Genomic DNA, 15,093 nt, shown 5'->3' with positions numbered 1-15,093 from the left:
CCTAATAGTAAATACATTTCAAAAAATTAATTTTTTGAGAAATTTTTGGTGTGGGCTTTAATTCTCAATAACCAATACTTATTGACAGAACTGTTACTGTTACGTACTTTTAGACTTTTTATTTACATCGAACTCAGGTCACACCCGTGTTTAAAGTTGATAATGCTACACTTGAATTAGTACAGCTATTAATAGTGATCTTTAATATACTACAGTCCTAAGTTAAGTTGATCACAATAAAAAGTTAAGAAATCCTTATCAACTGGAAATATTCTCAGTATACAGCAGTATTACCTGAAATTTCCAAATATTCTGTAATTCTTGATACAGTAGCATTTTTTGATGACTTATATGAGAATGGATCTCATTATAAGATATAATGCCAATGAAGTTTTATTGTCAACCTCAAACCATGAGAAGTTCTAGAGAAGTTAAAATAGATAGAAAAACCAGAAATTTTTTACCGCTGATTACCTTAATAATTTTGTCAGCAGTTTATGGATGTAACAATCCTAACAGTAGGGAGGTTGTAAAAACAGAACCAGCCCCAGTCCAAAAATCACCAAAAACTAAGGTAGTTACCACATTTTTACCAGTTTATTTGTTTACTAAAGCGGTAACTGGAGATGTTGCAGATGTAGAGATTTTAGTTAAGCCTGGTACAGAGATACACGAATATCAAGGGACACCTGCCAATGTAAAAGCGATCGCTACAGCGAAGATATTAGTCAAAAATGGTTTAGGCTTAGAAGAGTTTTTAGCAGATACAATTAAAAATGCTGAAAATTCTCAATTAGTGGAAATTGATGCTAGTAAAGGTATTCAAGCTATTAATAAAATTTCCCCCATAGATAAAACACCAACAGGAGAAGATGATCATGATCACGAACACCAATTTGGAAATCCTCATGTTTGGCTAGATCCAGTTTTAGCAAAACAGCAAATCATCAATATTCGAGATGGTTTAATTATCGCAGATCCGGTCAATAAAGCCAATTATCAAACCAATGCAGCCGCATATATCCAGAAATTAGATAATTTAAATAATGAATTTCAGCAGACTATCAAACAAACACCAAACTGCACCTTTATCACCTTTCATGATGCTTTTCCCTATCTTGCCAAACGTTATAACATTAAACAATTAGCAGTAGTAGAAATTCCTGAAAAGCAACTTTCCCCAACAGATGTGCAAAAAGTGGTGAATACAGTCAAAAAATACCAAGTTAAAGCCCTATTTAGCGAACCAGGGTTAGATAACAAATTACTCACCAGCATTTCCCAGGATTTGGGGTTAACTGTGCGGACTTTGGATTCTTTAGAAACGGGTGATACCAATCCAGAGTATTATTTTAAGGCAATGAAAACCAATTTGGAGAGTTTAGCCGCTGGATGCAAGTAGCAGGAAAATTCAAATCTCATTATTTCCCATCTATCACGATAAATTATTGGCATCTCAAATCCTAAATTCCATGACTGACGAACAAGCAGAATTTACATTACCAATATTAAAAGTTTCTGGGTTAACAGTCTACCAAAGTAGTTATTTAGCTGTGCGAGATGTTTCCTTTGAATTATTAGCAGGAACAGATACAGCTATAGTTGGTCCAAATGGGGCTGGGAAAAGTACCTTAATCAAAGCTATCTTAGATTTAATTCCCCGAAATGCGGGAACAATTGAAGTTTTTGGTCGCCCCATTTCCAGACTAGGAAATTTGCAGAATCAGTTGGGATATATGCCACAAAACTTTATTTTTGATCGCAGTTTTCCAATTTCGGTTAGTGAATTAGTAGCTTTAGGAATAGGGAATAGAAAACATTCATTTTTCTCGAAATTTTGGCAACAAAAACTGGAAACATCAGCAGCAGTCACCGCAGCTTTACACCGTACTGATGCTTATCGCTTGCGAAATCAGGCTATTGGCACTCTTAGCGGTGGTCAACTCAAACGGGTATTATTAGCTTATTGTTTGGTAACACCGCGAAAATTGTTAGTATTGGATGAAGCTTTTGCAGGGGTAGATGTTCAAGGAACAACGGATTTTTATGCTTTGTTAAATGAATTAAAACGAGAAGAGAATTGGACAGTGTTGCAAGTCTCCCACGATATTGATATGGTAAGCCGTCATTGCGATCGCGTCATCTGTCTAAATCAAACTCTTGTCTGTTCTGGTAAACCGGAAATAGCCCTTTCCCCACAAAATCTTTTAGCTACTTATGGACCAGGTTTTAGTCGCTATGAACATCATCATTAGGGAATTGGTAATTGGTAATTGGTCATTGGTAATTGGTAATTGGTCATTGGTAATTGGTAATTGGTAATTGGTCATTGGTAATTGGTAATTGGTCATTGGTCATTGGTCATTGGTAATTGGTCATTGGTCATTGGTAATTGGTAATAAACTATTCTTCTTCCTTCTTCCTCCTTCCTCCTGAATTCCTGACTCCTGAACTCCTGAACTCCTGAACTCCTCTCACTATGACCATTAACTATCATGATTTGCTGAATTTATTACAATTTCCCTTTATGCAGCGTGCCATTATGGGTGCTGTGTTAATGGGCATTTTAGGCGGTTTATTGGGTAGTTTTGTGACTTTACGACAATTATCCTTTTTTAGTCATGCCGTTGGTCATGCAGCCCTGGTAGGTGTGGCGTTAGGCGTGTTACTCAACACTAATCCTACTTGGATGTTACTCCCTTTTACTTTAATTTTTGGGGTTGTTGTTCTCTACCTAATTGATAAGACTGATTTGGCTAGTGATAGCGTTCTCAGTATAGTGCTATCTGGGGCGTTAGCAATTGGTGTAATTCTCACCAGTTTTATTAAAGGATATCGCGGTAACTTAATGGGGGTACTATTTGGCGATATTTTGGCTATAGATAACACAGATTTAATTTTGACGCTATTGGTACTTGTTGGTAGTAGCGTTTTTTTATTATCAACTCTGCCACAACAGATTTTATTAACTCTTAATCCCGATGTTGCTCAAGTACAAGGCGTGCCTGTACAATTATATCGTTATGGATTCGTTGTTTTGCTTTCCCTCGCTGTAGCTGTGGCGATTAAAGCGGTTGGTGTGTTATTAGTAAATGCGTTTTTAGTGATTCCGGCTGCTACAGCCAAACTTATGAGTCACCATTTCAGCCGCTTTCTGATTCTATCGGTGGTTGTCGGCTGTAGCAGTAGTATCGCCGGAATGATGGTTTCTGGGTTATTTAATCTAGCTTCTGGTCCGAGTATTGTTTTTGTGCAGTTTCTGGTATTTGTGACTGTGTTTACCTGGGTGAAGTTGACAACTGGAGTTTAGCTAAAATTATTTTAAATAACCCCTTGACTTATCTTTTTTTCTATGCTAAATTCAATATTGGTGGTGAAGAGAAAGCCCCCTGCCGGGATAGCTCAGTTGGTAGAGCAGAGGACTGAAAATCCTCGTGTCACGAGTTCAAGTCTCGTTCCTGGCACTTTATTAAAATAGCTGAAAGCCGCTGTTAATGGGACTAGAAGTGAAGGTAAAGCTGCTGTTTTCTATGATGGTGCTACTATTCCTTTACCAGCAGAATTACCTATGGAACTAGAACTAGCAAAAGATTGACTATCCTTGATTATCAGTCATTCCTGTCAAAGTAGTTAGCATTGTATGAAAAATATCACTCAAAAATACACAAAGTCAATAGCCTATTTCCGAGGTGAGTATTGGGATACAGCACTTTCCGGTTTTGTGAGGTACATATATAGCGGGCAAGATGCCCGCACTACAAGAGTTTCATAATTCAAGTTTGTATCTCATTTAGAGCGAAATCTGCTGTATGTGAAGAAAGTTGTTGAGGAATTGCGCTTTGTAACTATTTTGGATAACTCTGAGGCATATTCCTTTAGACTAGGTTTCCATAGGAATATCAAAACATTGAAAATGGAGACTAGGACAAATGCCTACGGTAAATTTATGTTGCCATGAGTTTGTAGTTGCTATTTCCTCCGTCGCTTGTATTGTCGGTCTATGGTTACTCAAGAATCACAATCAAGCTATAGATGATTTTCAAGAAACAGAACAAAGTCTTTTAACAATGAGCTTTGCTTACTGGTTAGTGTATTGCATCGCCTTTGGGATGGAAAGAGTATTTTTATTCAATTGGGAAGCTGTAATTATAACTTTGAGAATTACTACAGCTTTGTCATATTTCTTAACATTTTCTTGTATCTTGAGTTTGCCGTTACATAAATTTGCAGTTCATAAAATTGAAGAATAATCAAAAGTCAAGGTTAGAACTATATTTAGCTCCAACCTTGCTATTGTAAATTCATAATTTAGGCAATTCTCATAGCAATAGCGATCGCACCTTCGAGTTGTTCCTGGAGTAAAGTTGTAAGGATAAATACCTCTTGCACAGTTTTGCCTTGACGAGCAATGATTTTATAACCACCGCGAATGGGTACAGACACACGCAACTGCATTTTTGGTGCATGACCTCTAGCTCTACCAATCACCGCAGGTGTCACCGTCCCAATACCATCCTCTCGACACAAACGTTCTAAAATAGGAATTAGACCGGGAATATGGGTAGAGTGATTCCAAACTAGCCTACCATCGGTGGGTTTAGACATAATGATTAGGCTGCTTCCAGGGGAGCCATTGTCAACCCAGCCCGACGGAGTTGTTGGTGGTATAATTCCGCTTGTTCTTGGGGTCCTGTCCAGACAATTGCTTGTCCTTCATGGTGGACTTGATTAGTGAGATCCCAAGCGAGATCCCCCGACATTCCCGGAATATACTTCATTAAACACTCAGCTACGTGCTGGAAAGTATTGAAATCATCATTCAATACAATTACCTTGTAATTAGGATAGGTTTTCCGAGTCACTTGATTAACTCGGTCAGGTGTCACAGTCGGTGCTGAAGCCATACTGTACACATCTGCAAGTCTTGTCACCATAGAAAAATCAGCCAAAAACGACGTTGTACAAACTGACATTAGAAATAACTAGTTTAATCCATTGCTGACTGAGTTAGTAGTCAGACACAAGCCGATAATGTGTAAAAATATTAATTTAAACCTCGTCCAAGTTGAAAACTGGAGTTTTTCAAAAGGGAACAGGGAACAGGGAACGGGGAAGAGTATAGGATTGGGGAATAAAACCCAATTAAGAAAAAACTATGGGTTTCAAAGTAAACGCGGTTTATATCTATGAAGTAATTGACATTTTACCTTTTAAGAACTTCATATATGAGATATAGAATACAATTGAACTAAGAATATATAAACCTATAATTAGGTGCGAAAATGAACACCTTTCTCCTCTATACAAGCGACTTCCATGCTTGGACTCAAGAACAGGTTAATTTACTCAAAACTCAACAATGGGATACATTAGATACTGTCAACCTAATTGAAGAATTAGAAACCTTGGGAAGAAAAGAAAGACAAGAATTCAGAAATAGATTAGCTGTGTTGCTAGGACATCTATTAAAATGGCAATTTCAAGCAGAAAAACGGAGTAGTAGTTGGTTGAGTACAATTCGAGAACAACGGATTCAAATCAAACTACTTTTACAAGATAGTCCCAGTTTAAAACTTTATTTAGAAGAAGTATTTCTCACCGCTTACGAATTAGGTTTAGCATTGGCAATGAGAGAAACCCAATTAGGTCAACAGGTATTTCCCGAAATATGTCCTTACACTTGTGAACAAACCCTCAATTCTGAATTTCTACCAGATTAAGCTTCAGATACCCGACTTCTCCAAGAAGTCGGGTATCTTTTACCTACCACCAATTGTCCCAATTTTCGTTAAAAATAGAAGTATCAGGAAAAGCCGTAGGATTCCCATTTGCTTCCAACAGCTTTCTTAAAATTTGTAATTGTGGTTCTTGTTTAGGTAAATTATCAACCAATTGATAGGGTGCAATTCCTTCTTTTAATGCAAAACTGGCCACAGTTCCCGCAGCAGCACCAGAAGACCATTCAAAGGAATGAACTCGATAAGCAGCAGCCGCAATATGACTTGTAGCAATACTTTTTCCTCCTACCAATAAATTATCAATTTTTTGGGGAATCATTGCCCGTAGGGCAATTTGGAAAGGATAAGCTTGTCCTGCACCGCGTCTTTCTCCCACACGTTCCTTATTACCAGGTGCTTCTACTGGACTTTTTGCCATACATGGATGAAAATCTATGGCATAATGACCAATACCCACAGCATCAGGGTAAATTGTGGAACGAGTTCTTCGCATAGCTTTTTCTGGGGAAATTTCCCCCCTAATTACAGATGTTGCTTCCAAACCTGATACAGTTGCTTTTAAACTGCGATACATATTTGCTGGCAGAGTTTTTCGATAATATTGATCATTATAATTACGACGAGAAATATCAACTTCCCAAATGCCAAAACCGTCTGGTTGTCCCCAACTAGGACGGCCAATAATCCGTCTTCCTTCCCTCATGTAGGGGTATTTAGATAACCCATGAACTGTCCCCATGGGCGAATCTAAACCTGTTAAGAAACGGATATTTGTTTGCGGTTGTTTAACACCATTACCTAGTTGAGAATCTGTAGTTCCTGCATATAACCAATAAAAAAAAGAAAATGCCTTTTCTTCAGCTTTACGCAGGGTTTCTGTGCGTAGTCCTCCTTGCCAACCTCCTGGTTTTAGCTGTCCAGAGTTTTCTAATTGTTGACGAGTATAAATGAGATTATCTGCGGCTGTTCCCGGACGGTAATCATTTCCCCAAGTCCAGTTTTGCATGGAAATATCCCCTGGTGTGGGTGCAGTAAACTTCACCCCATTAAATGTAGTTGGTTGTCCTTTTTGGGGACTCCAAATTCGCCGATAGGTAAAGACTAAATCAAAGTTTGCTAATCGTTTTAATTCATAACTAAAATATGGTGAATATTGTAAATAAAATGGGGGCATTGTTTGTTGCTGCGCTGCTTTTGTTGCCTCCATTGCAAAGGTATAAGTGAAACCTTGGGTACAGTAAGGATCATTTGTAGTGCTAGAAGATGAAGGTTCAAGATAGGAACGGGCATCAATTCCTAGACGATAGGGAACATCTGCTAAAGCGATAATTTCCCCGGTTTCACTTGCGTCTATAATGTACCATTTTCCTGGGTTATTTTGAGATTGTTTGGGGAGAAACTGAATAATAGTTTTACTCAAACGAGATGAGTTTTTATAACTATAAGCATCTTCAATGGTTTGAGATAAGGTATTAGTATTTAGAGGTGGTTGATTTTTTGCTGGTTGATGTTGAATTGCTATGGCGTTATTAATAATTTTGCCATCTTTGCTAATTTGTAGATCTTTAATTACCGTATTGGGAAACCATTGTAATTTTCCCTTACCTTTTTTTTGGGCATCTTTGAGCATTTGTGTCATGATATTGTGGGCATCACGAGGCAGAAAACAGGAATCACTTACCCAACAATCTCCAGGATTAAGTTTGCCATATTTGCGTTCAATACGGTTTCTTAATTCGGAATAACCGCGAGAATAGAATTGTTTATCTCGTTGAGTTGGTCTTTCGTCTAATGCAGATGTTCCTTGAGCAGAAATTTGTCCCCCTAACCAGTCGGTTATTTCTGTTAAACAAACTGTGCGTCCTGCAAGTAAACCTTCATAAGCTGTAGCGACTCCTGAGAGTCCACCACCCACAACGAGAAGCTCACAGTTAACGATTTTATCTGGGATACGTGGAGGGGTAGCGGTGACGGCATAAGGGATGAGAACGGTGGTAAATAGGCTGAAGCTGATGAACGTTTGCAAACGTTTTTTGTATCTACGGTTCATAGAAGAGGGATAGAGTGGAGTTGAAACCGAATAAGTTATGAAATTAAGGATTTTAGAAGTTTTAGGACTCCAAAATCCCCAATTCCTTGATAATATATGAAACTAACGCAATGCCGGCGGTAATCGTGGTCTACCTGTAGTAATTGCATAGTTAATTACTAACAATTGTAACCATAATCCTGGAAAGCGATTTTCTAACCAAGATTGATTCCATTTCAAAAATTGCGGCAACCATATCCCCAAAATAACACTGATGAAAGCATGACGAGCAAAGCTGACATAATTCCCAACCCAACGTAATAAATCTCGCCAACCAGCTAATTGCCAAATCCACAATAATAAAGCCGGATTTTTCATAGCTGCTTTCAAAGCTAGACGGTTAAAAGTGAACCAATCACAACGGTCTTTAATGAAATTATCAGTTACTTCTGGGGTTTCATCTGTTAATAAGCCAAAGAAAGTATTCAGCATCGAATTTATCATTTGGGGGGCGATAAATCTGCCCGTGGGAACCATCATTCCCTTAGAAAACAACCACATTACAGCCACATTGCTTTGGTAAGCTCGAATTTTATTTAAGTGCTGCTGACTCAATAAATCATGTTTAAGGGCAATATTTAACAGAGTAGTTAATCGGTCTAAATTGCGGACTAAAGAACCAAAACCAGTAAAAACTAGCGGAGATTGCAAAGAAGCAGCATCACCAATGGCAATTAATCTATCAACTGCAATTGTGCGATCGCTACTATCTGCGCTAAAATGTCCTGGGATATAGCCAAAAGTTGGTTTCCTCCAGACTAATTTATCTAGATCACAACGCCGATATTCTGGCAAAATTGTGAAAAAGTCCTCATACATTTCCAACAAAGAACCAGGATTTTCTTCATTTACTTCATGATAGTGAAATAGGTAAATTGTTAATTCTTCACCAACACCAGGAAACAACTCCCAAATTAACTGTCTACCTCTCGAAATATCCCCATGACTGTAAAGAACATCCCCATATTCAGAATCCCAGACCCCAGGCTCAAAGCCCTTTTCAATCACTGCTCCCACCGTTGGACACACACTATCAAAAGCCCGACCACCATTTAATTGCCAAGCAATTGGTGAAGCCGTTCCCATTGCGTCTATCAATAAACGTCCACTCACCTGCTGTTCATTACCAGTAGGCAAATGTTTAACGTTAATCGTAACTTGTGTAGGACTAATATTCACTTGGGAAAACTCCGTTTCATCCCAAATATCACCACCAGCAGCTTGAAGTTTTTGCCCACATAATGCCAGTAACCTTTCTGAATCTAAAGCTATATTTAGGACTGTGGGAGTATGGAGAACAGAGGATTTCAAATTAGAGGGATTATTACCATCAAAAAACTTATTAAAACCGTCTTTATATTCCCTAGAAATAATTTCTGCTAATTCAGCATTGGTGAGCAAACCCAAATTTATTAAACTTTGGATTTCATCACGGGAAATATTCCATTCTCGGTTCATTTTACCAAAAGGTAATCTTTCCACCAACAGCACCTTATAGCCCAATTTAGCCATGACTGCGGCATGAATTGACCCCAAAGCACCACCAATATAAATGAGGTCATACTGAGGACTAGCAGCAGGGGAGAGGATAGGTGATATTTCCTGACTATTCCCTTGATAAAATACTACTTGACGAGGCTTTTGAGGATTTCTTACCCCTTCTCGCCACCTTTGCTCCCACCAGTAAGCGCGCTTGAGGTCATATTCTCCATTAGGCATTTTCTGAAAATACTTGACAGTTAGAGGATAATAGGGTTCTAACTCTGCGAAAATTGATTTTTGGGGATCAATGACAGGTGGTTCTGGGTAGCAATTGGGAAAGCGACTTCTAATTTTCCGCGTTAGAGATTGGAGAATGCGTCTCTCCTGGGGAAAAGGTTTATCTCCCCAACGGAATACTTTTAGGTAAGTTGTCCGCTGCACCGACCACACAAATACAGATAGTTCTACGCTATTGGCAATGGTACTTTTAGCCGCACTTCCCAGCCGAAACCCATCTGGGGTGATGAATTTTTGACTATTTTCGACAACGAAATCTGTTTGTAGCCATTTGCTTACGGATACTGTATCGGGTGTAGGAATTTCTAAATAAAGAAGTTCTTGCATATTGTTCTGATATCTCATAACGAATCTACTCACTCAGACAGATTAAAAAAAGGCAGAAACTAGGTTAAACTCTGCGCTAATTAACTTCATAAAGATTCCATAAAGAATTTTAATGATTTATCAATTTTATTGTTCATGTTGTAAATTTCCTAAACCCATGCCATGAATTATCCTATCCCAGACAGTCCCCAAGAAATATCTGCATTAAGAAAACAGCCAGTTGATGAAGAATTAGTGGCTGCGGTAATTGCTGGTGTAATTAGAGTAGTTCGCGCTCAGGGTCAGTCTTTAGATCAATTAACTACCCAGGTATTAGCGGATGATAAAATGTTAGATAGGCAACAAAGGCGCTGGTTAAGTCAGTTGGTTGCCCAAGCATGGGAAAATTTTTCTTAATGCGCTGATGATATACAAGTATGTAGACGAGAGAAGACTTCCACCCACCCCTGTCCACCGCCCAAACCGCCTAAACCTAAGAGAAACCACCCCCCCCTCATATCCAAATGCTACAGGGAGGTGTGCTTTGAGGTTTTGTTTAGTTGCTGTTTTGTCAAAACCAATATTTTTATAATACAACCACTTTCCGTCTTTCCTCCATCCTACTGTGTCGCATAAGGACTGCCAAACTTTATCGTCGTACTTTTTCGTTCCCCCCAAACTTTGATAAATCTTTTTTTGGACTGAAAAACCAAGTTATCCATTACTGTAAATAGGTCAAAATTGTGTAAAGAAAAGTAAAATCTCCAAAAACTTCTTCACTCTTGCATGAGTGCCTCTTGCCTCTTCACAACGATAATTTTTAACGCCGACCTACTTATTTAACCCACAAATTATCAATAGTACACAAGTCTTCACAGGGAAAATTATTAATACTCCTAGTATCTAAATAACCCAACAAATGCGTCGGGTTGCGCTGTCGCTTAACCCGACCTACAAAAAATGGACAAGGTATTGAACGATAAATAGGGATTTCTTGGTTTACACATTAAAACGGTATTTTGTCAATAAGATTTAGATGCGTTTCCCCTGCTTCACTATCACTCCACATTCAGATATAATTTATGCTGTAATCTAAAATTAATATTGCAAAAACTACCTAAAGTTATGAAACAAAGGTTATAGAACTTATGTACTGTACAAATTAACCATCATGTGTATGAATGATATTTGGTCGTTTCAGGCTTTGCGGATGAAGTCTAGATAAATAGCGATAGCGAAGCGCTGCTGCAAGCAGTTCGCTAAAAAATCATCAAAAAATCGGGTTTAAATCCCTGAAAGTCATACCCCCTATTTGGTATTTCCTGTCAATGCGTAAGTCCTAGGTTATTTAAAGAAGTCCAGATAGGGTTGACGCAAACTGTAACTTTAGTTTTCTTTAATTTTTTCTTAACTATCAATTATTTATCTCTTAAACAATCTGGGATAAGTTTGCTCTGTAGTTAAAGCTTTAGCCATTCTTTTTAAATCTCAAGAAAACTAAAATCCTCCTAGGGGAATAAGCAACAACAAATCTCTAATTGCAAAAATGGAAACATTCAAATGCAATAATTTTAATAACAATGATAAACTTTTGTAGAAACTTTCCTTTGAAGATTTCCCCTGAGTTTATTAGCGTTCTTTAATAAAAATAAGTAAACAAATTTAAACCAGTATCTACTAATTTTTGAACAGGAGCATGACAATGGCAACATCATTTGTACCAGCAGGCAACACAAACTATACCCTAGTTGGTACGGCAGACGATGATATTCTTGATGCCTTAACTGGAGGGGGAAATAATATCCTTCAAGGTGGTGACGGGAATGATGAGTTATTTGCCTATACTAATGATAAACTCTTTGGAGAAGCAGGAAATGATGAACTCCACTCTGAGGGTAATGGTGGCAATACCTTAGATGGTGGAGATGGTAATGATATTATTTTTGCTGACCGTAATGATACTATTTTAGGCGGCGCAGGTGATGACACAATTTTTGGTGGTCGCGGTGGCAATACTTTAACTGCTGGCACAGGTAACGATACATTCTGGCTGACTAATGCCGAATATCCCATCAGTCCAAATATCATTACAGACTTTAATCCCACAGAAGATCGGTTGCAAATTGCTTTTGATGGCATTACATTAGATAAACTCAGTTTTGTACCCCAGGGAAATGACACCCTGATCAGTATCAATAGTACACAATTGGCTATTCTTAAAAATCAAAATTATGAATTACCAATATTTACTATTACTTCAGCTTCAGCAATAGAAGGAAGTGCCATTAATTTCACTGTCACCCGCACGGGAGATGCTCAAGCTACTCGCAGTGTAACTGCATCCACAGCTATTAATACAGACGATACAGCTAGTGCCAGTGACTTAACTGCAAATACTCAGACTCTCACATTTGCACAGGGAGAAACTAGCAAAACCGTTACTGTCCAAACAACTCAAGATAGCCTATTTGAAGGCAATGAGACTTTCACTGTTAGTTTAAGCAATCCTAATAATGGCGCAGTTGTCAGTTCCACAAATGGTACAGCGAAAGGAACAATTAACAATGATGATGCTGCACCTGTATTTAGTATTGCTGCGGCTTCTGCAACAGAAGGAAGTGCCATTAATTTCACTGTCACCCGCACGGGAGATGCTCAAGCACCACAAAACGTAACTGTAGCCACTTCTATTGGTACTGATGATACAGCTAGTGCCAGTGACTTAACTGCAAATACTCAGACTCTCACATTTGCCACAGGAGAAACTAGCAAAACCTTTACTGTCCAAACAACTCAAGATAGCCTATTTGAAGGCAATGAGACTTTCACTGTTAGTTTAAGCAATCCTACAAATAGTGCAGTTGTCAGTTCCACAAATGGTACAGCTAAGGGAACAATTAACAATGATGATGCTGCACCTATATTTAGTATTGCTGCGGCTTCTGCAACAGAAGGAAGTGCCATTAATTTCACTGTCACCCGCACGGGAGATGCTCAAGCTAGTCAGAGTGTCAATGTAGCCACATCTATTGCGACAGACGATACAGCTAGTGCAAATGACTTAACTGCAAATACTCAAACTCTCACATTTGCACAGGGAGAAACTAGCAAAACCTTTACTGTACAAACAACTCAAGATAGCCTATTTGAAGGCAATGAGACTTTTACTGTTAGTTTGAGTAATCCTACAAATAGTGCAGTTATCAGTCCTAATAATGGTACAGCGAAAGGGACTATTAATAATGATGATGCTGCACCTATAAACCAATCTCCCACAAATATTACTCTACAAAATCCAATTACAACCCTTTCTGAAGGGACAAGTACCACAACTAGGCTCAAAGTAGCTGATATTGTTATTACGGATGATGGACTAGGAAGCAATACTATCTCTTTAACAGGTGTAGATGCTGCTAGTTTTGAGGTAGAAGGAACAGTTCTTTACATCAAAAAAGACACAAAGTTGGACTATGAAACCAAGAACAGTTATGGTGTAACAGTCAATGTTGATGATACCACCGTAGGTAATACTCCTGATGTTTTTACCAACTTCACTCTCACGGTAACAGATGTAAATTATGCTCCCGAAGTCAAACCAAATCAAATCTTTAGCTACACTGAAAACAAAACAGCAAATTTCCAAGTAGGAACTGTTTTGGCTACGGATGACATAGCTGTAACAGGTTTTGCGATCGCCAGTGGAAATGATTCTGGTTTCTTTAACATTAATAATCAAGGTATAATCACCCTGACGGACAAGGGAGTGACCAGTGCGGCCAATGACTTTGAACGCAGTCCTAATGGTTTTACCTTGGGGATTATTGCTAAAGATGCAGCAGAGGCTACTTCCCAGGTTACGAATGTGACTATTAATGTTACCAATGACCCAACGGATGATAACAAAAAACCAAATCTGCAAAGCTTCACCCAAAATGGACAAGAAGATCAAATAATAAGTTTTGGTATTGGAGACTTCAAAGACAAGGGTAAATACCAAGACGAAGACAATAATGATTTAATGGCAATTAAGGTAATAAGTTTACCAACCGCTGGAAGCCTAACTTTTGTCAATGGTCAACAAGTGACTAAGAATCAAGAAATATTAGTTAATGACCTAGCTAATGTGCGATATAATCCCGTTGTTAATGCTAATGGTAATGTTGCCACATTGACAGTAGCAGCGATTGATAATGGTACTCCAAAAGTAGAATCTGATCCTGCTACAATCACAATCAATCTGACTCCGGTAAATGATCCTCCCGTTGCACAAAATGATCAATTATCTGTCAGTCAAGGAAGTGCGGGAACTATCAACCCTTTAAACAATGATAGTGACCCTGAAGGAGATAGTTTAAAGATCACCGGCAAAACCGACGGTAAATATGGCAAAGTAGATATCAATGGCAATAATTTGACCTATACGCTGTTAGATGGTAATTATTTGGGCAATGATGTCTTTAGTTACACTGTCTCTGATGGTGGTCTTTCCGCAAGTGCTGATGTTAGGGTAACGGTTACGGGTAAAGCTACAACTGCCACAGTAGCACCAACTCAGCTAATTTCAATTGCTCCTGTTGATAAACTGATTCCCAAGGAAGCAGGTGCATTAACTGGTATTGTCGATAAATTGGGCTACGAATTTCCTAATAACTACAACCCATCCCTTGTCAAAAACTCTCTGCAAAATGCTCTAAATCAGACCACCGCAGCCTTTAATAATCTGTTTGGTCTTTATGAGGTGGACAATGCAACCGGGTCTGTAAATGGCATTAAACCCGGGGAAATCGGTTATGCGAAAGCTGCTTTGAGTAAGGTAGTAGATAACTTTATTGTGCGGGTAGGGGGTTCAAGTAGTGGTGCTGCGAGTGATGTCGTTGTCAGTGGTGGTAAAATCTATTCTCCCTTTGTGATTGCCAATGGTGGTAACTTCTCTGGTAATCTTCAACAAGCGATTAATGCTTTCTTTACTGCGAACCCTAATAATAGCCCGGCTACCGCCCAAAATTACAGGACTTTACCTGTAGCCTATTTTAGCTTTGGGGTAGCTAACCCGGACGGTGCGGCTCATTTGAGAAGTTTTGGGAATAACACCTTTGGTTTTGAAGATCTACCTGCGGGTGTGGGGGTAAGTGACTACGATTTTAATGATGCGGTTTTCTCTTTTGGAGCGGTCGTCTAGTT

Annotated in this window: 11 protein-coding genes, 1 tRNA gene and 1 pseudogene; 8 read left to right on the top strand and 5 right to left on the bottom strand. The window is 38.7% G+C overall.

The features are described 5' to 3' along the window. The first annotated feature begins 385 nt into the window (after positions 1-385). From PN450_RS22705 to PN450_RS22685, 5 genes are all read left to right on the top strand, one after another. The gene (locus tag PN450_RS22705; protein ID WP_271837628.1) at positions 386-1,402 is read left to right on the top strand and encodes a metal ABC transporter solute-binding protein, Zn/Mn family; all 1,017 of its coding nucleotides are present in this window, start codon (positions 386-388) and stop codon (positions 1,400-1,402) included. Positions 1,403-1,472: 70 nt separating this feature from the next. Further along, on the top strand, positions 1,473-2,255 hold the full coding sequence (locus PN450_RS22700; RefSeq protein WP_148763371.1) for a metal ABC transporter ATP-binding protein: 783 nt from the start codon (positions 1,473-1,475) through the stop codon (positions 2,253-2,255). A 224-nt stretch (positions 2,256-2,479) separates the two neighbouring features. Continuing rightward, complete coding sequence (locus tag PN450_RS22695; protein ID WP_271837627.1) at positions 2,480-3,310, top strand: metal ABC transporter permease; 831 nt, start codon at positions 2,480-2,482, stop codon at positions 3,308-3,310. Positions 3,311-3,391: 81 nt separating this feature from the next. Further along, positions 3,392-3,464 (top strand) — tRNA-Phe (locus tag PN450_RS22690). Positions 3,465-3,929: 465 nt separating this feature from the next. Next, the gene (locus PN450_RS22685) at positions 3,930-4,250 is read left to right on the top strand and encodes a hypothetical protein (protein ID WP_148763367.1); all 321 of its coding nucleotides are present in this window, start codon (positions 3,930-3,932) and stop codon (positions 4,248-4,250) included. Positions 4,251-4,308: 58 nt separating this feature from the next. On the opposite strand, the gene PN450_RS22680 is transcribed toward PN450_RS22685, so the two are convergent. Continuing rightward, positions 4,309-4,605 (bottom strand): DUF2103 domain-containing protein, encoded by a 297-nt coding sequence (locus PN450_RS22680; RefSeq protein WP_148763365.1) that lies wholly within the window; start codon positions 4,603-4,605, stop codon positions 4,309-4,311. A 5-nt stretch (positions 4,606-4,610) separates the two neighbouring features. After that, positions 4,611-4,934 carry an ATP-dependent Clp protease adapter ClpS gene (gene clpS, locus PN450_RS22675; RefSeq protein WP_148766963.1) on the bottom strand — a complete coding sequence of 108 codons (324 nt, stop codon included), beginning with the start codon at positions 4,932-4,934 and terminating at the stop codon, positions 4,611-4,613. 348 nt (positions 4,935-5,282) lie between these two features. On the opposite strand from clpS, the gene PN450_RS22670 reads away from it, so the two are divergent. Continuing rightward, positions 5,283-5,720 carry a DUF29 domain-containing protein gene (locus PN450_RS22670; protein ID WP_148763362.1) on the top strand — a complete coding sequence of 146 codons (438 nt, stop codon included), beginning with the start codon at positions 5,283-5,285 and terminating at the stop codon, positions 5,718-5,720. Between the two features lie 43 nt (positions 5,721-5,763). Here the strand turns inward: PN450_RS22670 and PN450_RS22665 are convergent, their stop codons facing one another. Both PN450_RS22665 and PN450_RS22660 read right to left on the bottom strand, forming a co-directional pair. Next, positions 5,764-7,788 (bottom strand): FAD-dependent oxidoreductase, encoded by a 2,025-nt coding sequence (locus PN450_RS22665; protein ID WP_271837626.1) that lies wholly within the window; start codon positions 7,786-7,788, stop codon positions 5,764-5,766. A 102-nt stretch (positions 7,789-7,890) separates the two neighbouring features. Next, positions 7,891-9,933: an NAD(P)/FAD-dependent oxidoreductase gene (locus PN450_RS22660; RefSeq protein WP_015078690.1), complete on the bottom strand. Its 2,043-nt coding sequence runs from the start codon at positions 9,931-9,933 to the stop codon at positions 7,891-7,893. Between the two features lie 162 nt (positions 9,934-10,095). Between PN450_RS22660 and PN450_RS22655 the strand changes: the two genes are divergently transcribed. Then, positions 10,096-10,329 (top strand): hypothetical protein, encoded by a 234-nt coding sequence (locus tag PN450_RS22655; RefSeq protein ID WP_148763356.1) that lies wholly within the window; start codon positions 10,096-10,098, stop codon positions 10,327-10,329. Here the strand turns inward: PN450_RS22655 and PN450_RS22650 are convergent. Continuing rightward, positions 10,288-10,611: pseudogene (locus tag PN450_RS22650) on the bottom strand (hypothetical protein); the annotation flags it as partial. The gene PN450_RS22655 and the pseudogene PN450_RS22650 overlap by 42 nt on opposite strands. A 1,003-nt stretch (positions 10,612-11,614) precedes the next feature. Here PN450_RS22650 and PN450_RS22645 point away from each other — a divergent pair. Further along, complete coding sequence (locus PN450_RS22645) at positions 11,615-15,091, top strand: Calx-beta domain-containing protein (protein ID WP_271837625.1); 3,477 nt, start codon at positions 11,615-11,617, stop codon at positions 15,089-15,091. The last annotated feature ends 2 nt before the right edge of the window (positions 15,092-15,093 follow it).

Source organism: Dolichospermum lemmermannii CS-548 (assembly GCF_028330815.1).
In the GTDB taxonomy this organism is placed as follows: domain Bacteria; phylum Cyanobacteriota; class Cyanobacteriia; order Cyanobacteriales; family Nostocaceae; genus Dolichospermum; species Dolichospermum lemmermannii.
The sequence above is the reverse complement of the archived record's forward strand: the minus strand, read 5'-3'. Positions and strand labels throughout refer to the sequence as shown.